This is a genomic window from Rhizobium sp. A37_96 (assembly GCF_053521765.1).
In genome coordinates this window covers 1-16,336 of sequence record NZ_JBNWDS010000036.1, presented here as the reverse complement: position 1 = coordinate 16,336, position 16,336 = coordinate 1, and the positions used below count along the sequence as shown (strand labels likewise).

General features: G+C 57.3%; 15 protein-coding genes. 4 read left to right on the top strand and 11 right to left on the bottom strand.

Annotated features, from left to right (window positions below):
* Nucleotides 1-135: 135 nt before the first annotated feature.
* The 6 genes from ACQZ6J_RS33515 to ACQZ6J_RS33490 all read right to left on the bottom strand — a co-directional run bounded on the left by ACQZ6J_RS33515 (nucleotide 136) and on the right by ACQZ6J_RS33490 (nucleotide 6,582).
* Nucleotides 136-1,218 (bottom strand): ABC transporter ATP-binding protein, encoded by a 1,083-nt coding sequence (locus tag ACQZ6J_RS33515; RefSeq protein WP_449087184.1) that lies wholly within the window; start codon nucleotides 1,216-1,218, stop codon nucleotides 136-138.
* 3 nt (nucleotides 1,219-1,221) lie between these two features.
* Nucleotides 1,222-2,316 (bottom strand): ester cyclase, encoded by a 1,095-nt coding sequence (locus ACQZ6J_RS33510; protein WP_449087183.1) that lies wholly within the window; start codon nucleotides 2,314-2,316, stop codon nucleotides 1,222-1,224.
* Nucleotides 2,317-2,324: 8 nt separating this feature from the next.
* Nucleotides 2,325-3,152 (bottom strand): carbohydrate ABC transporter permease, encoded by an 828-nt coding sequence (locus ACQZ6J_RS33505; protein ID WP_163994827.1) that lies wholly within the window; start codon nucleotides 3,150-3,152, stop codon nucleotides 2,325-2,327.
* A 1-nt stretch (nucleotide 3,153) separates the two neighbouring features.
* On the bottom strand, nucleotides 3,154-4,026 hold the full coding sequence (locus tag ACQZ6J_RS33500) for a carbohydrate ABC transporter permease (RefSeq protein ID WP_449087182.1): 873 nt from the start codon (nucleotides 4,024-4,026) through the stop codon (nucleotides 3,154-3,156).
* 99 nt (nucleotides 4,027-4,125) lie between these two features.
* Nucleotides 4,126-5,454 (bottom strand): ABC transporter substrate-binding protein, encoded by a 1,329-nt coding sequence (locus ACQZ6J_RS33495; RefSeq protein WP_449087181.1) that lies wholly within the window; start codon nucleotides 5,452-5,454, stop codon nucleotides 4,126-4,128.
* Between the two features lie 93 nt (nucleotides 5,455-5,547).
* Entirely contained in the window at nucleotides 5,548-6,582 is a 1,035-nt protein-coding gene (locus tag ACQZ6J_RS33490) for a LacI family DNA-binding transcriptional regulator (protein WP_449087180.1), read from the bottom strand.
* Between the two features lie 200 nt (nucleotides 6,583-6,782).
* On the opposite strand from ACQZ6J_RS33490, the gene ACQZ6J_RS33485 reads away from it, so the two are divergent.
* Nucleotides 6,783-7,988 (top strand): ester cyclase, encoded by a 1,206-nt coding sequence (locus ACQZ6J_RS33485; RefSeq protein ID WP_163994821.1) that lies wholly within the window; start codon nucleotides 6,783-6,785, stop codon nucleotides 7,986-7,988.
* Between the two features lie 54 nt (nucleotides 7,989-8,042).
* The gene (locus ACQZ6J_RS33480; RefSeq protein WP_449087179.1) at nucleotides 8,043-9,230 is read left to right on the top strand and encodes a serine hydrolase domain-containing protein; all 1,188 of its coding nucleotides are present in this window, start codon (nucleotides 8,043-8,045) and stop codon (nucleotides 9,228-9,230) included.
* 393 nt (nucleotides 9,231-9,623) lie between these two features.
* On the opposite strand, the gene ACQZ6J_RS33475 is transcribed toward ACQZ6J_RS33480, so the two are convergent.
* Genes ACQZ6J_RS33475 through ACQZ6J_RS33465 form a run of 3 tightly spaced genes read right to left on the bottom strand, consistent with a single transcriptional unit; the run spans nucleotide 9,624 to nucleotide 13,186 of the window.
* Entirely contained in the window at nucleotides 9,624-11,030 is a 1,407-nt protein-coding gene (locus ACQZ6J_RS33475) for a DUF1254 domain-containing protein (protein ID WP_449087178.1), read from the bottom strand.
* A gap of 56 nt (nucleotides 11,031-11,086) precedes the next feature.
* The gene (locus ACQZ6J_RS33470; protein ID WP_449087177.1) at nucleotides 11,087-12,118 is read right to left on the bottom strand and encodes a DUF1214 domain-containing protein; all 1,032 of its coding nucleotides are present in this window, start codon (nucleotides 12,116-12,118) and stop codon (nucleotides 11,087-11,089) included.
* A 33-nt stretch (nucleotides 12,119-12,151) separates the two neighbouring features.
* The gene (locus ACQZ6J_RS33465) at nucleotides 12,152-13,186 is read right to left on the bottom strand and encodes a SphA family protein (protein WP_449087176.1); all 1,035 of its coding nucleotides are present in this window, start codon (nucleotides 13,184-13,186) and stop codon (nucleotides 12,152-12,154) included.
* Nucleotides 13,187-13,275: 89 nt separating this feature from the next.
* Here ACQZ6J_RS33465 and ACQZ6J_RS33460 point away from each other — a divergent pair, with 89 nt between their 5' ends.
* A complete protein-coding gene (locus ACQZ6J_RS33460) occupies nucleotides 13,276-14,010 on the top strand; it encodes a Crp/Fnr family transcriptional regulator (protein ID WP_449087175.1) in 735 nt (244 codons plus the stop codon).
* Nucleotides 14,011-14,411: 401 nt separating this feature from the next.
* On the opposite strand, the gene ACQZ6J_RS33455 is transcribed toward ACQZ6J_RS33460, so the two are convergent.
* On the bottom strand, nucleotides 14,412-15,440 hold the full coding sequence (locus tag ACQZ6J_RS33455; RefSeq protein ID WP_449087174.1) for a helix-turn-helix domain-containing protein: 1,029 nt from the start codon (nucleotides 15,438-15,440) through the stop codon (nucleotides 14,412-14,414).
* A 63-nt stretch (nucleotides 15,441-15,503) separates the two neighbouring features.
* Here ACQZ6J_RS33455 and ACQZ6J_RS33450 point away from each other — a divergent pair, with 63 nt between their 5' ends.
* Entirely contained in the window at nucleotides 15,504-15,998 is a 495-nt protein-coding gene (locus ACQZ6J_RS33450; protein WP_449087173.1) for a MarR family winged helix-turn-helix transcriptional regulator, read from the top strand.
* Nucleotides 15,999-16,077: 79 nt separating this feature from the next.
* Here the strand turns inward: ACQZ6J_RS33450 and ACQZ6J_RS33445 are convergent.
* On the bottom strand, nucleotides 16,078-16,336 hold a 259-nt coding region (locus ACQZ6J_RS33445; protein WP_449087172.1), incomplete at its 5' end, for a HoxN/HupN/NixA family nickel/cobalt transporter.

Here is a 16,336-nt window from a genome sequence, read left to right as displayed (position 1 = left end):
CGTCCCCGCGCGTCTCGATCTCCTTCAGCGTCGCCTCGACAATCGAGCGAACCTTCGCATCCTCCTCCGCACGCTCCGTCGCAGTCTTCCCAACCTTCAGATAACTAACCGTCATGATCTCTCCACCTTCCTCATTCAATTGCCAGCAACCCGGCTAACGCCGTCGGGCTCGATACGCATTCCGGTTTCCCGATCGAACAGATGCAGACGGGTACTCTCCGGCCGCAGCCCGGCCTTTTCCCCGATCTTGCCTCGCCATGAGCGGGGAGCGCGGGCGATGACGCGGTTTGTACCGATCATGACGGTTACCAGATTGGATTCGCCCGTCAGTTCGACGGCATAAATGCTGCCGGCAATCTCCGCGCCTTGCGGATCGACCACCTCGATGTCCTCCGGCCTGATCCCCAGAACCCTGACGCCGGAGCCTCGGAAATCAGGAGCAGACAGGGAAACGCCCGGTGCCCTGAAACGACCTTCGGACACGTTGCCATCGATCAGATTCATCGGCGGAGAACCGATGAATCCGGCAACGAAGAGGTTCGCCGGCCGGTCATATATCTCTTCCGGCGTACCCAGCTGCTGAATGCGCCCCTGGTTCATGACCGCGACGCGATCGGCGAGCGTCATGGCCTCGATCTGGTCGTGCGTCACGTAGATCGTCGTGACTCCCAGTTCGTGCTGCAGATGCTTGATTTCAGCGCGCATGGTCACCCGAAGCTTGGCATCGAGGTTGGACAGTGGCTCATCCATCAGGAAGACCTGTGGCGTTCGCACGATGACTCTGGCCAGCGCGACACGCTGGCGCTGGCCACCGGAGAGCTGCCGCGGCTTGCGCGCCAGAAGCGGCCCCAGTTCCACCTTCTCTGCGGCGATGCGCACCTTGGCCGCGCGATCCACCTTGCCGATCCCTCGGACTTTCAGCGGATAACCGATGTTCTGCTCGACGCTCATATGCGGATAAAGACCATAGTTCTGGAAGACCATGGCAACGTCGCGATCCTTGGGCTGCATGTCGTTGACCAGCCGCTCCCCGATCCTGATCTCCCCACCGGACGGATGTTCGAGCCCGGCAACCATGCGCATGGTCGTCGTCTTGCCACAACCGGACGGCCCGAGCAGGACAAGAAACTCCCCGTCTCCGATCGAAAGATTCAGTTCTTCAAGCGCGGTAAAATGACCGAAGCGCTTGGCTACGTTTTTCAGCGTTACGGATGCCAATGACTATTCCTCCCCGTTCGCCGCTGCAGGCTCGGCGTAAATCTGTCTCAGGATCGAAAGCTCGTCGTAGAGCGTCCATTCCTCGACCACTTTCTCTCCCTCGAAGCGGAAGTGAGACATTCCAAGTATATAGACGGCCTTGCCGCTCGGAGCCCCGAACAGACCGTCGCCATGGTGATGCCCCATAATCGACCAGCGAACGGCGGCAAGCACTCCATCCGTTTCGACGACATCGCAGTAATGGTCGAACGAGAATTCCGCATCCGGTATGGCGGCGAGCAGCTGTACATAATGATAGATCAGCGCTTCCCTGCCGGAGACTTCATGGCCGCCTGCAATATGCCCGACGGCATCCGGATCGTAGAAGTCGCTGAGGACATTCAGGAGGCGCCGGTTCCAGGCATCGTGCAGGATATGCCTCAGACGATCCTCGATACTCTTTGTCGGACGCGCAAGGGGCGCCGCCTGCCGGCTGCCGCACGTGACCGGCAGGTTCGCCAGCTTCTCGGCGAACCAGGGTTTCTTCCCCTGGCGGGCATCGTTCTGCGCAAGTTTCTTGGCGAGTTCGTGAATGTCCAAGCCGAGTTGCCGGACGACCGCGCCATTGTCGCGGATCAGCCATTCGAGAAAAATCTGGTTGTCGCGGGAAACGCAGTCGGCAACCGTGAAGAAACGCGACGGCCGGCCGGTGGAAGGACCATAAGACGACGGCCCGAGATTTGTCATCCGCGAGAAACCGAGATGACTGGTGTAGAAACCTTCCTTCGGATCGCCGCTCCATGCGACATTGACGAAATCCATCGAACGGTCCGGAAATGACTGCATCATCGCAAGCGTGCCGGTGACCACATCCTCCACCGAATGCGTTACGTCGAAGCCCGTATAGACGGTGCATGTCTCCGCATAGTAATCATAGATTTGTCCGACCGCCTTGTCGGCCCAGATCCAATGCGTGATCTTGAAGATGTAGTCGATGATATCGCCGAATTCGTCATCGAACCCGTCCATCGGAAACGAACCGCGTTCGACCGGCTTGAGCAGCCTTGCGATGGGAACGTGACGAACCTGGCTTATCTTTGGAGATACAGGCGTAGTCATGATCTATCCTATCTAACCGAACCTGACATCAGGCCCTTGGTGAAATACTTTTGAACGAACCGGGACAGGACCAGCATCGGCAGGATGATGACGAGACCCATGGCGGCCATGATCTCCCAGACGTCACCGCGCTCCGTGCGGGCGCTCATCAGGCCGACCTGGATCGTTGTCGCCTTTTGCTGCGTCAGGACGAGCGCATAGAAAAACTCGTTCCAGGATACGACGAAACAGAAGATCGCCGCCGTTGCGATGCCAGGAAGAGCAACGGGTACGACGACGTCCCAGATCGCTCTCAGGCGGGACGCACCGTCGATCTGAGCCGCTTCCTCCATGTCCATCGGAATGCTGTCGATGAAACCCTTGATCATCCAGATCGCGTAGGGCACGACAAAGGACATGTTGGCGATGACCAGCGCAGTCTTGGTATCGAGCAGATTAACTTGCCGGAAAACGATGAAGAGCGGGATGATGACCACCACCGGCGGGATGAACTGGGTTGCCAGAACCCCGATAGGCCAGACGCTGCCGCCTGGAAAGCGAAAGCGGGAGAATGCGTAGGCCGCGGCGGTCGCGATCGGCAGCGAGAAAAACAGAGTAAAGAACGTCACGACGATACTGTTCCACGTTCTCTCACCGACCAGGAACGGCGTGGCAAACGCATCGCGAATATTCTGCAGGGTCGGCGCGAAGAAGATCTTCAGCGAGTAGACATCCGGCGCGCGCTTGAAGGCTGTCGCCAGGATCCAGGCAATGGGGCCGAAGAAAATCAGGACAACAACGGCAAGAGCGACGTAGCGTGCCGCCTTGGCAAGCATGTTTTGGAATCGAAAGCTCATATCACGCGCGCTCCATGACGAACCGTGTGTAGAGAACGGCGAGCACACCCATGACTGCCGCCAGCAAATAGGCAATCGCGGCGGAATAACCGAGATCATAGAATCTGAAGGCCGTGAGATAGACGAAATGTGCCAGCGTCTCGGTAGCCGTACCCGGCCCGCCCGCGGTCAGGGTAACGACCTGATCGAGTACCTTGAGCGAGAAAATCGCCTTGAGCAGGATCGCGATCGTCAATACGGGACGAAGCTGGGGCAATGTAATTTCCCAAAATACCCGAAACCGGGAAGCGCCATCGACCTGGGCCGCCTCAATCGTCTCCTGCGGCAAGGCCGCGAGTGCACCCACGAACAGCAACATGAAATAGGGCGACCAGTGCCACACGTCCGATGCGATCAGCGCCGCCATTGCAAGCGTCGGATCAGCCAACATGGGCACACCTTTCAGCGCGGGAATGATCGCTCCGAGCCCCGCCGAAATTGCCCCGAATTCGGGATTGAGCAGAAAGCGCCAGGATATGCCGAGAAGCGCTGGCGACATGGAGAACGGCAGCACCAGCAGCGTGCGGACATTGATGGTGAGACCGTCGTTACCCGATAGCAGCAGCGCCAGCGACATTGCCAGCACCATCGTGATGACGACGGAAAACAGGGTGAATATGCCCGTTACGCGCACGCTACCCCAAAAATCGGGATCGTCGGTCAGAACGAGCCGGTAGTTGTCCAGGCCCACATAAGGTCCCAGCGTCGCCTGTTGCGCGATATTCCAGCTGTGCAGCGAATACCAGAACCCTGCAACCAGCGGATACAGGAGCGTCAGCGCCATGATGGCCAGGGCCGGAGCCACAAGCCAGTATTTGAGATGTTTGTCCGCCAAGTAAACGGCTCCTCTTCGAGGTTTGGTCGGTCCGGCTTTTCTTCCTCCCTGCGGCAGCAACGGGATTTCGGCTGCCGCAGGCGAAAAGGCGGATCAGGCTCAGCCCTTGCGGTAGCCGGCGCGGCGCAGAATACGATCGATGTCGCGCGCGGCTTCATCGAGCCCGTCCTTGACGGGCTTTGCCCCTGTCGCCAGATCCGAAATCGTGTTCTCGAGCGTCGTGCCTATCTGCGGCCATTCCTTTAGCTGCGGCATGATGCGAGAGCCTTCAAGACTCTTGGCTGCCACCCGATGCAGGCCGAAGTTTGCATCGTTGACCTTCTGATCGAGGAAGCTTGCCGTGTGGGTGACAACGATATCAGAGGTGTCGGGGTCCGATTTGTCGATCGCACACGCCTGCTCCAGTTCCGGCCTCGAAACCCACTTCATGAACTCCCAGGCTGCATCTTTCTGCTTGGATAGGCCGCTGATGGCGAAGGGCAGCGAAAGCGCGTACGAAACCGGCTTGCTGTCGGCAAACTTCGGCATGGGCGCGAAGCCAACCTGATCGGCCTTCAAGGTGGACTTGTCGCCCGTGAGCACGGAATAGACCCACCACCAGACCATGACCATCGCGGACTTGCCCTGGGCTACAGAATTGACGGCGTCGTCCTCGGCGAATTGCACCGAGCCAGGCGCCGCGACTTTGTGCTTCAACAGAAGATCGAGGTACATCTGGGTCGCTTCGACGGCAGCGGGCTCCGTGAACCGCGTCTCGGTGAAATCCGGCGTGAACAGATCGCCTCCCTTCCCCCAGAGATAATTCAGCCAGAGAAACAGGTTCTGTTGCCCGTTTCCCTTTCCGTAGTACATGGCGACGCCGGAAATATCCGATTTGGACTGCACGGCCTTCGCTGTGGTCACGAGCTCATCCCACGTCGTCGGCGGCGCAACGCCGGCCTGCGCGAGCAGATCCTTGCGATAGAACAGCATTTGGGGATGACCGCGGATCGGCAGACCGAAGACCTTGCCGTCAATTTCGCTGCCGAGTTTGTAAGCTTGAGGGTAGCTGTTTATGTCGACGCCGTCGCGGGCTAGCCAATCGTCGATCGGCTGAAGATAGAGCGAAAGCGACGGGCCCCAGTCGTCCTGATAACAGACCACATCGTAGGTCGAACTGCCGGCAACGGCTTCGGCGGCGATTTTGTCGCGGACCTGCGCATACGGTATGTAATTGTAGACGGCCTTGATGCCGGTCATCTCCTCCAATTCGGCAAAGCGCTTTTCGTGGGCACGGAATTGGGAGGCATGCGGCAGAAGAACGTTGATAGTCGAACCTGCAAACGGCTTTCCGGGGCGGATCTGCGCGGATGCGCCCTTGGGCATTCCAAATGTCATTGCAGCAGCAGATGCAGCACCAAGCTGCAGAATTTGCCTTCTCGTGATCATTTTTATACTCCCTCTGAAGAATTGGAACGCGCTCGCATTCGTATGCAGAATAACTCGATTGCATACGAATGCAATAGCGTGAAAATAAAAAACTCAGGAGGTGAATTTGGAGCCGACCGAACCACGTTCCACAAGTTGGGCGCCGAGCATCATATGCTCTGGCTGTGCGGATGGATCTTCGATCTGCTCGAAAAGCATCCGCAGGCTGGCCTCCACCATCCGGTTGATCGGCTGACGCACCGTGGTGAGAGCGTAGGTCGGCTGGGCGGCCGTCGTGATATCGTCGAAGCCGACGACACTTACATCTTCCGGGATGCGTAGACCCGCTTCATTGCGAATAACGTCCATCGCCCGTATCGCCATGTAGTCATTGACCACAAAGAGCGCGTCAGGCCTCTCTGCCGGCAATTTGTCCTTGAAAAGCCCCCTCACGGCCTGCGTTGTGTCTTCCAGATTGAAATTGCCGTTTGCTCGCTCGAAAAGCTCGATGCCGCGTGTATTGAGTTCGGCGCGAAAGCCGAATTCGCGATCCCGGCTCGTCGAGGCGCCATCCCAACCCGCAAGGATCGCAATCCGTTCACACCCGGCGTCGAGAAGGGCCTTGGCCGCAAGTCTTCCGCCGCCGACATTGTCGGTCGTCACCGCCGATAAAGTGGGATCATCCTGTGTCCGATTGAACATAACGACCGGAATCCCGCGTTCGGCGCACTCGATGCAAATCTTCGAGGAAAGTTCGACCGAGGCCGTCAGGAGCCCGTCGACCTGATATTGGAGAATATCGGAGACGGTAGAATCCGTATCCTGCAGCGTATTGGACATCATGAAGACGAGCGCATGATAGCCTCGTGCCTGAAGACCGTGACACAGGAGTTCCAGCGCTCGCGCATAGAACGGGTTGTCGAGATAGCTGAACAACACGCCGACCATTCTGGATCGCTGGGTTATGAGCGATCTCGCAATCGCATTCGGCTGATAGCCTAGTTCCTTGGCTGCGCGCAGAACCTTTTCCCTGATCTCGGCAGACACGCCGGATTGCGTCGGCCAGGGCGAAAACGTGCGACTGACGGCCGATTGCGACACCCCGGCCTTCCGGGCAACGTCGGTTGATGTCACTCGCTTTTTCTTCATATCCATCGATTCCTCGCAAGAACTTGCAAGCCATAGGGCTCGTCGGGCCATTTATGCAAGCCTCAGTCTTCGACCGCCTCTCCGGATCGCATGCGCACACCGGCCGTCGGCTTGCGTTTCGCCCATGAAAAGAATTCATGGGCCGGCATTGCCAAAGTTGGAAGTCATGCTAGCATACGTATGCGAATGGAGGTGCATATATGTCAGCAACAACTCAGGATCGTCCAGCTGCGGAAGCAGTTGCCGGCGGCAAAGCGAAATCCAGTTCATCATCCGAACGCTCCGTGGAATCGCCACGCGTTCAGTTCGAGGCTCTCTCCCGAGAGCACATGCCCAAAGACTTCTCGATCTCGCTCGATGCCTATCGTCGCGGCGGGACTGACAACTTCATCGGCAAGGCACCGCAGGGCCTCGCCTCACAGCCAATGCGGGATTTCGATCCCACCTATGTCAACATCGTCGACTACATCGTCCGGATCACCCATCGCATATGGGAAGAGAAGGATATCGGCTATATCTACGATACCTACAGCCATGACTGCACGGTCTGGGACGATCTCGGACTTCAATACGGACGTGACAAGATTGTCGCGGATACGGTTCATACCAACAATGCCTTCCCCGACATCAGACTCGTCGCGGACGAGGTGGTATGGGCAGGAAACGAGGACATAGGCTTCCACACGTCCCACCGCACGAAGATTCTTGGGACGAACACTGGCTATAGCCGCTTCGGGCCGCCGACGGGCAAGCGCGTGCAGCTCTGGTGTATCGCCAACTGCGTGGCGCGTGCGAATGAGATCTTTCATGAGCACGTCATCTACGACACGGCCGGCCTGCTTCAGCAGCTTGGCATCGACGTCATAGAAACCGCCAAGCGGTTTGCAGCAACCAAGGCGGGTGCGGCGCTTCCTGCCAATTTTCTCGCCGGCGAGCCGAAGCGGCTGAACGGTCAGGGCAAGCCCGCCGAGATCAGCTTGCCAGCCGCAGAGGACGACATCGAAGGCTTCGTCAGAGCCGCCTTCCATACAGTCTGGAATCGTCGCAATTTCGGCGCCATCGACAACATCTACGGACCGAACGTCGTGATGCAGGGATCCACTGGCCGCGTCTACCGCGGTGCCGGCCAGATCCGGTCCTTCATGCTTTCGATCGTCGCGATGTTCCCGGATCTCGCCATGAATGTCGACGACATCTATTGGATGGGCAATGCCAGGGAAGGCTATATCGTTTCCATCCGCTGGAGCGCGATCGGCACCCATCGCGGGTTTGGCCCCTACGGGGAGCCGACGGGCAAGCAGGTCAATCTCTGGGGTATCAGTCAGTGGGCGGTAGACAGGGGGAGGATCCAAAAGGAATGGACCGTCTTCAACGAGTTTGGCGTTCTCACCCAGCTTTTCTCCTAGGTATCATCGATCCGGCTCGCATCAGTGCGAGCCGGCCCTGTATCGGAGCCTGCAATGCTATCGCTTACCGCTCTGGACGACGTCATCGAAGGCGCGATCGAGGCAAATAAGATCGTCGGTGCTGTCGTTCTCGTCAGCCATGACGGCAAGCTCGTCTATCAGCGCTCCGCCGGTTTTGCAGATCGCGAGGCCGGTACGCCGATGCGGGAAGATTGCGTTTTCCGATTTGCTTCCGTCTCGAAATCCATCGTCTCGGCGGCCGCAATGCGTCTGGTCGAGGATGGCGCTCTCAGCCTGTATGACAATGTAAGCTTCTGGTTACCGGAATTCCGGCCGTCAGGTCCCGCGGGCACTCGTCCTGAGATAACCATCCGTCAACTCATGACGCACACGAGCGGCCTGTCGCATACCTATCTGGAACCACGCGATAGCCCCTACCAGACCGCCGGCCTCTCGGACGGGCTTGACGGGCTGGATCTGACACTCGAAGAAAACATGGCCCGCCTTGCCGCCCTTCCTTTGGCTTTTACGCCAGGTACGTCATGGCGGTACTCGCTTGGAATCGATGTGCTCGGCGCAGTGCTCACCCGGGTGACAGGCGATGCCTTATCCAACATCGTTTCGAATCTCGTCACCCGGCCACTGGGGATGTCTCAAACCCGTTTCATGGCCGCTCCCGGCGAGACACTCGTAACTCCTTACGCCGACGGCGAACCCCAGCCCACTCGCATGCGCGACGGCACGAAACTCGTTCTGACCAAGAGCCAGATCGCCGCTTTGGGCGGCCCAAACGCCCGCATTGCGAACTATGCGAAAGATGTAGACGGGACGGTGCGGTTCTCGCCGTCGCGTGCCTATTCGACCAGGGCCTATGCTTCCGGGGGCGCAGGTATGATCGGCACGGCGCACGATACAATGCGGTTTCTTGAGGCAATTCGGAGCGGAGGAACACCGATACTGCGATCCGAAACTGTCAGGACGATGACACAAAACCAAGTCGGCGCCGGTATCGAGAGCCAGGGGGCGGGCTGGGGGTTCGGCTACGGCTGGGCCGTGCTCTCAAGGGCTACCGCCGACACGCCGCAACGACCCGGCACGTTTCAATGGGGTGGCGCCTATGGCCATAATTTCTTTGTGGACCCGCAGGAGAAACTTGTGGTGGTCGCGCTGACCAACACTGCGTTCGAGGGCACAAGCGGCACTTTCGCATCGGCCCTACGAGACGCGGTCTATCGTGGCTGAACCCGACGCTACTCAAGAAATGATATCAGTAGCTTATGGTGCGAACGACGAAGTGAGTAGAATATCCATCAGGCGACGGCCTCGCCATGGAGCACGTTCCGCCGCCATAGCGCCGCACCCTGGCGTTCGTCTGTTCGGCATGGTGGCCGCACGCCGTCAACATCAGGAGGGTGGTAAGTACGATCTTCCCCGGCGTGAATATGCTCCGTCGCTTCGGTGCGCAGCGCACCACGCTCTTGAGCAACGGTCTTCAATCGTAGTGCCGCCTCATGCGTGTACTCAAAATCACATCCGGGCAGACCCAGCGTCTCCATCTCGAGCGATGACGCTCCGACAATGACGTGCAGAATTGCTTAACCCGATTCAACGGCAATTCCCGACGATTGGCAGTGACTATCCGTTTTGTTCTAAATCCGGCCGAATCCATTCCCCCGTCAGCACTTCCTTGCGGGGAAGATAGAGACGCATAACGAGATTGATCGGCCCGTTTGCAGCTGGCAGCCAGTTGCTTTCGAGGTCCGTGCCGGGCGACTCCTTCTGAATGTACAATATGATATCGCCGTCAGCGTTCTTCTGGAGCTGCTTCTCCATCGTTGAATTTATCAGATAGCGGCCGATCGGATTGTGTACCAGAAGCTTGGTTGGCCCGTCATATACGGTCAACGACCAGAAGGCGTCCACGGGAGGGAATTTGCCGTCGACAAAGCGCATGATGTAATTGTGCCGGGAGGCATCCAGCCTTTCGCCTTTGTTGTCGAAGGGAATGATGGGATAGACCGTTTCCTCCACATCGTTGCCATAAATGCCGCCCTTGGCGCCAAGTGCGCGCTCCCAGTATTTGTCACGCATCTTGTCGGGCGTGCCGAACAACCCGATCGAAGTCGTCAATCTTCTCACGCCTTCGTCGATTTCGGCGCGCGTTTCCTGTCCCGTCTTCCTGATGATCTCGCGAACCTCTGGAGAAAGCGTCGTGGTCGGCCATTTATCTCCTGCAGCAAGGCCGATCGTCTCGAATTGTTTGCGTAGATCCATCTCCCATTTGAGCGGCGGCGCAAGGCGGAACAGGAAAGGCACATAGGACCAGAAGTCCTTTTCCGCGCTTTCTCGGTCGATGACCGGCCAGGGGATTTCCGGAGCGGCGGCTAGCGCGGCCACACCCAGATATCGGCTCAGCGGTGCGGCGTGATACTGCTCCTGAATCGTCTTCACATTGTCAATGTCGTCAGGATTGAACAGCTGGGTTCGGATCAGCGCGAAGCCGAATTGCGTCGGGAAGCGGATCATCCGCTTGATGCCTGCCGGGACTTCGCCCTGCCAGTCCGGCCCTGCCAACAGGAACTTGCCGCCGCCGTTACCGTCTTTCCGTGTACCCAGAAAATCCAGATTATGCGTATAGAGATCGACGAGCTGCATCGAATAGTAGCGATTTTCCTCTATCGCCGGCAAAGTCACGACCAGCGGCTCAGCACGCAGGTCGACCATGAGGAAAGAATAGGGCGTATCGGAATTGGGGGTCACGATACTTGTATCGTCGGGCGTGAAGACGCGGCTGACATTGCCGAACTGATTGAAGGGTGCCTTGTATTGAGGGTTTCCCTTGTCGATCGCGTATTGATAGATCGTATAGTAGTTCTCGACCATCGGCAGGGCATAGATATAGGCTTGACGGGCCAGTTCCCGGATACGCTGATGATCGGATGCCGAGACCTTGTTTGCTGCGTCTGCCGGAGCAGCGAGAAGCGGTAGCGATATTAGTGCGGTTACGCTGGATTTCAGGACGTCCCTACGATTCATTTCCATCGTGTCCTCCGATTAGACTATAGAGCGATGCGCGCTGTTCGGCCTGCGTATTGAATTCACTTCACGATCTGCGCCTCGGGGAATTTCCACGAGCCATCCAGGATAGCTTGATGGGGACGGTAGAGCCGGACCATATAGTTCCAGCCCGGCATGGTCGGGATACAATTATCCGTTTGCCTTTTGCAGCCGCCGAACTGCACTGTGATGTTGCCGGAAGCATCCTTCTTTGCGGTTATGTTGTTGATCGCATAGCGGCCAAGCGGGTTTTCCTGAAAGAAGCCTTCGGCGTTGTAGACGCTAATGGACCAGAAGCCGTCGACCGGGACTTCACCAACCGTCAGCCGATAGACGGTTTTGCCGTCGGCCCGTGCCGGATTGACGTTGAGATAGGTCGCTTCCTTTTCAGGATTGCCGCCCCAGCCGAACGCCGTGCCAAGGAGATGACGAACGGGCTCGACCTCATCCTTGCTGCCGAACATGGAGCGGGCATCGGGCAGAAGCGCCGAGAGGGCGACAAGATGCCGGCGAACCGTCTTCAGCGATTCCATATCCCAGTTGGGTATCTCGAACCTGCCCTTGTCGGCTTGCGTTAGTCTCAGCCTGTCCTGCAAATCATGCACGGCATCGAGATCCCGCGGCTCGTCAGGATTGACGAGAATCCGCACGCCGAGCATGGCATAACGCGTACCGACCTCTGCTCGTGTCAGGACATATTCGCCCGGCTCGTGAATCAGCCTCGTCGTGAAATGGTCTTCATTGATGATCTGCACGGACAGAAAACGTTGGCCCGCGTCTGGAACGCTCAGTGTCACGGGTCCCGCATCGAGATCGACGACAGCCGCAGAATACAGGGTATCGCGATTGAGCCGGATGATGAGCTGCCTATGGATATCGGGCAGATTGCGGGTCGGATTGAACCGGCCGAACCCGTTATCCTTGACGATACGACTGAAATAGACATCGCTCTCCGCCCGAATGAAATTGTCGGTCGTTACCTTGACTGCACCGGGCGCGGGTTCTGCAAGTGCCTGCCCTCCGGCTGTCGCCCAGCCCGCAACCACGAATACTGAAACCAGGATCGCTTTCATATATCCAGAAAACTTTATAGGCATCGGATCACCTCAGTCCTTTGCAGCGACATATAGGGGAACGGTCATCGTCAGGAAGACCGAATTGCCCTCGGCCCGATTCTCAGCCGCGAACTCGTGGAAGAATTTCAGGCGCGCAGTCACCGGCGTTTCGTTGATCTTGAAGTTATACGCGGCGGTGGCACCAATCGATGCGACACGCCCCTTGAAATCGCCGAGCGCGGCCCCTTCGCCGCTGTCTCCGCTGATCTGTTGATAGTAGTATCCAATAAGGCCGAGGGAGAACTGCTTGTTGAGATATTGGGACACGGACCATTCGCCGTGAAATTCGGTTCCTGTGCGGTAGTCGGTATCCGGGTTCTTGCCGTTGAAGGTCAGGCCCACCGTTCCCGATATATCGAGCCCGGTTGAAGGATCGAACCATGTGCCGCTGGTCCCCACATCCACGCCCCACCGATGAAAGGCCAGATTTGCCAGCGCACCGGGATGATAGTCTCCGACCGGCACATTTACCGAAGTTCCAACTTGCCAATGGAAATTTCCGGCAGACCAGCCCAGCGAAGAACCAAATGTCGGGTCGCCAATTGTCGTCGTCGCGTCGGAGCGTGCCCCTCCGATACTGCCAAGCCGCGGACCGCTAAATGTCACACCAGCATCGACCCCTTTCCGGCCAACCGGTACAACAGCACTAAAATTGAGGCTGCCGCCGCCGATTTCCCATGGTGTGGACCAGAGAAAAGTGGAAAGGTTCACGACTGCCTTGCCATCGATATTACCGACTAGTTGTCCTCCCGTCGGGAACGCACGGCCACCCCCTAGGCTGCCATTATAAAAGTAGAGATCGTTCTGATAGTAAAAGCCTTCCGGGGGCGTAATTGCCGAACCCGGCCCTTTCATACCTAAAAGATAAACGCCTGTTCCGCTTTCGGCGGCCTCGGCCTGCTGCGGAGCCACTGACAAGGTGACGGCTAGAGCGCTGAGAACGACAGAGTGAGTGAAAATTCGGCGCATCTTCCCGCGCGCGGCTTGCGAGGAATTTCCCTCGGAGGAAACGAATGGACGCTTCATGGACAATCTGCCCCTTACAAAATGTCAAACCCCGGATCCGCGCCTTTTCCCTGGCGCTTTTAATTTTTTAGCTATGCAAAATAAAAAGAATGTCCGAAAAGGGACAATCCTCTGCAAGAACTGGTCATGAGATGCGAGTTAGACGGGGCTCTACAACCGGAAAAAACGAAGCTGCTGCTATTATGCAACAGAACGGCTGGCTATCGCGGCAGCCGGAATCCTTTCAAAAAGAAGTGCTACGCCGTTCTATCCTGCTGAATTTTGCGGCTGGCGAGGTCGTTTATCACTTCGGCGATGACGTCGGCGGCATTTACGGCCTCGTCAGCGGCATCGCGAGCATCAACAGCGCACCACCAACCGAAACACCCAGGCTGGTGCACATCGGAGCTCCCGGCGGTTGGACAGGCGAGGGTTCCTTCCTGACAAGGCAGCCGAGACGGATCGAACTGAGAGCTTTAACGAATATATTGATGTTTCATCTGCCGCTGGATCAAATGGATCAGATGGTCGGCGAAGATCCGACTGTAATTCGCAATTTCAGCCAGATTCTAATGATGACAGTCGATGTTCTGATTGGGATCGTTCATGGCCTGCAAATACCCGATGCGGATCGTCGAATAGCTGTCACACTCAGACGCATGGCTCCAATCGGAGTGTATAACATCCCTCTCTCTCAAACCGATATTGGCATACTCGCGAATGCATCACGCAAGCAGGTGAATGCAACTCTTCAACGTTTCAGCAAGCTTGGCATTGCTGAAGTCGGATATCGATCGATAAAGATCGTCGATCAAAAAGCTCTGGATCAATTTCTAGCTGAATAGCTATTGTCATGAGGGCGACGTTTCACCGGCTCTCCCCTCGCGCATTCACGGGCAATCTCAGCTGCAAACAATTGCAGCTCATTTCAACTTCCATCCGGCGACGTTTAACAGGCCGTGCCGACGACGTCATATGGCGGCTGCGGCGCGGTTCACCGTCCTTGTTTGATCAGGAGTATCTTTTCGGGATCAATTTCCCGTCTGAGCGCCGATCCATCGTTGCGGAGGATTTGAAGATTCAGTTGGTCGCCAGACCTGCACCGCTTCGTCTCACCCCAACTTTCTTCACAAGGTGCCGGCTTTGTACCCTCAGCCTCGGTAGAAAAAGACGCTTTTAGTTTGCGGCAACAAAAGTCCAACTTGCCCGCCACATGCTCCACTCGTCAAATTGTTGCTATGAGGGCTTATCGAAACAGCTTGCGGTATTGCCCTGGCGTCATGCCCGTTGCGCGGCGAAAGGCCCGGCTGAAGCTTGTCTGGGACGAAAAGCAACTGCTGAGAGCAATGTCGCTGAGTGCCATCTGGCTTTCCGCAAGCAAGACCATCGATCTCTCGAGACGCTGTTGAGCCACATAGCGATGCGGGGGAGCACCGAAGGAAGCGGTGAAGAGCCGGGTGAAATGGAACAGGCTGAGGTTGGCTACGCTCGCCAGGTCGGCGACCGATATATCCTCTTCAAGATGGGCCGCGATATAGTCCCTGATCCGACGCAGGCGAACGTCGTCGAGCCGGCGCACCGTTGTCTGGGGATATTTGATGCTCCAGCCATCGCCGTAATTGTGCGCAAGCCGTGCCGCCAGCATGAGCGAGCAGGTTTCCACCAGCATGCGTCCCGAGGCCGTCTCGTTTCGTAATTCTTCGATGACGCTGAGGCCGATCTGGTGGACAAGTTCGTCCTGGAGGCCCGCCAGATAGTGGATGGAGTGTGCTGGTTCCGGTGGCAGATTATAGTCCTCCGCCAAGAGGCTGAAGCGGCGGGCCGGCAGATAGAGATGCAGGATGTTCGATAACGGAGCTGTCACGCTGATGTCGTTGTCGCCGATTCCGATCGGCGACAACCAGATCGTGCCCGGCAACGGGCGTGTCTTTTGCCTCTCGCCAGCCCCCGATCGCAAAACCCAGCCGTCGTCGCGTCCACAGACCGCGATCGAAATCTCCATATACTGCGGTACAAGGCCGGGCATGTCGCTCACCGGATGGGAGCGGAGCTCGGCAGAAAGTTCAGACCAGCCCTGGCCGGCGGAAGACAACTTCAACTCCGCATGTGGATATTTCCTTGGACCATGCGCCTGCAGTTCCATGGGACTATTCCTCGATTCTGAGCGCAAGCTTCCACATCGCGCGAAAGCCTGGCTTCCGCACCTGCCATTCGAGCCGGCGACACCAATTAATTTATTATGCGATTCAATCGCGTGATACTGAAAATAGACCATTCGAAAGCGATGTCAAGCGCTTGCGATTCAATCGCGTGATATCTATATTTGTCGGAAAGCTCGATGGATATCGCAATGGGAGACGACACCGTGGCAAATCGAGGCAATGAAAGTGAAAACGTGCTGCAACCGGACGATTTTGTCTGCTTCGCGATCTATTCCGCCGGCCATGCCTTCAGTCGGGTTTACAAGCCGCTATTGAAGGCTCTTGGCCTGACCTATCCGCAATATATCGTCATGGTCGCGCTATGGGCGGAAGACGACCAGACCGTTGGCGCGCTCTGCGATCTGTTGTTTCTGGAATCGAGCACGATAACGCCGCTTTTAAAACGCCTGCAAGGCATGGGCTATATCGTGCGTAATCGCGATCCCGTCGATGAGCGTCTGGTGCGTGTTCGTCTGACAGAGGAAGGCAACGCCATCCGCACAAAGGCCCGTGATTACCCTGCATGCGTCGACGGCGCCACCGGTCTTTCACCGAACGCGCTACTCCAGTTAAAGCAGCAGATATTGGGAATGCGCAGAAGCTTGATCGAGAATGCCGAAATGGAAAGCTGACCGTTTCCCCGTTGACGCTGTAGACGCGTTCACACAGGCGCGGCTTCGGATAAGGCCGACGAACCGGAAAGTTCGATTTCTATAGTCCCTGCCCCGCCTTGGCCGGCAGGTTGTCGTAATCGTTGATCCTGTATACGACAGCCGAGATCAGCCAGCTTAGGAGGAAGATGCCGACGACTGCGAAGCCGAAATTGGCGAGATTGTCGTTGAGTTCGCCGATGAAGCTCCAGAAGCCGCCTTCGAGGCCGAGCTTGTCGGAGATCAGTCCGAGCGCCTCGATGCCGCCGATGAAGATGGCGACGACGACGGACGCAGCGGTGATCGTCAGATTGTACCAG

What these genes read in the sequence shown, in the direction of transcription:
- ACQZ6J_RS33510 (WP_449087183.1), bottom strand. Translation starts at nt 2,316, where the DNA reads ATGACTACGCCTGTATCTCCAAAGATAAGCCAGGTTCGTCACGTTCCC.
- ACQZ6J_RS33505 (WP_163994827.1), bottom strand. Translation starts at nt 3,152, where the DNA reads ATGAGCTTTCGATTCCAAAACATGCTTGCCAAGGCGGCACGCTACGTC.
- ACQZ6J_RS33495 (WP_449087181.1), bottom strand. Translation starts at nt 5,454, where the DNA reads ATGATCACGAGAAGGCAAATTCTGCAGCTTGGTGCTGCATCTGCTGCT.
- ACQZ6J_RS33490 (WP_449087180.1), bottom strand. Translation starts at nt 6,582, where the DNA reads ATGAAGAAAAAGCGAGTGACATCAACCGACGTTGCCCGGAAGGCCGGG.
- ACQZ6J_RS33485 (WP_163994821.1), top strand. Translation starts at nt 6,783, where the DNA reads ATGTCAGCAACAACTCAGGATCGTCCAGCTGCGGAAGCAGTTGCCGGC.
- ACQZ6J_RS33480 (WP_449087179.1), top strand. Translation starts at nt 8,043, where the DNA reads ATGCTATCGCTTACCGCTCTGGACGACGTCATCGAAGGCGCGATCGAG.
- ACQZ6J_RS33475 (WP_449087178.1), bottom strand. Translation starts at nt 11,030, where the DNA reads ATGGAAATGAATCGTAGGGACGTCCTGAAATCCAGCGTAACCGCACTA.
- ACQZ6J_RS33470 (WP_449087177.1), bottom strand. Translation starts at nt 12,118, where the DNA reads ATGAAAGCGATCCTGGTTTCAGTATTCGTGGTTGCGGGCTGGGCGACA.
- ACQZ6J_RS33465 (WP_449087176.1), bottom strand. Translation starts at nt 13,186, where the DNA reads ATGAAGCGTCCATTCGTTTCCTCCGAGGGAAATTCCTCGCAAGCCGCG.
- ACQZ6J_RS33460 (WP_449087175.1), top strand. Translation starts at nt 13,276, where the DNA reads ATGTCCGAAAAGGGACAATCCTCTGCAAGAACTGGTCATGAGATGCGA.
- ACQZ6J_RS33455 (WP_449087174.1), bottom strand. Translation starts at nt 15,440, where the DNA reads ATGGTCTATTTTCAGTATCACGCGATTGAATCGCATAATAAATTAATT.
- ACQZ6J_RS33450 (WP_449087173.1), top strand. Translation starts at nt 15,504, where the DNA reads ATGGATATCGCAATGGGAGACGACACCGTGGCAAATCGAGGCAATGAA.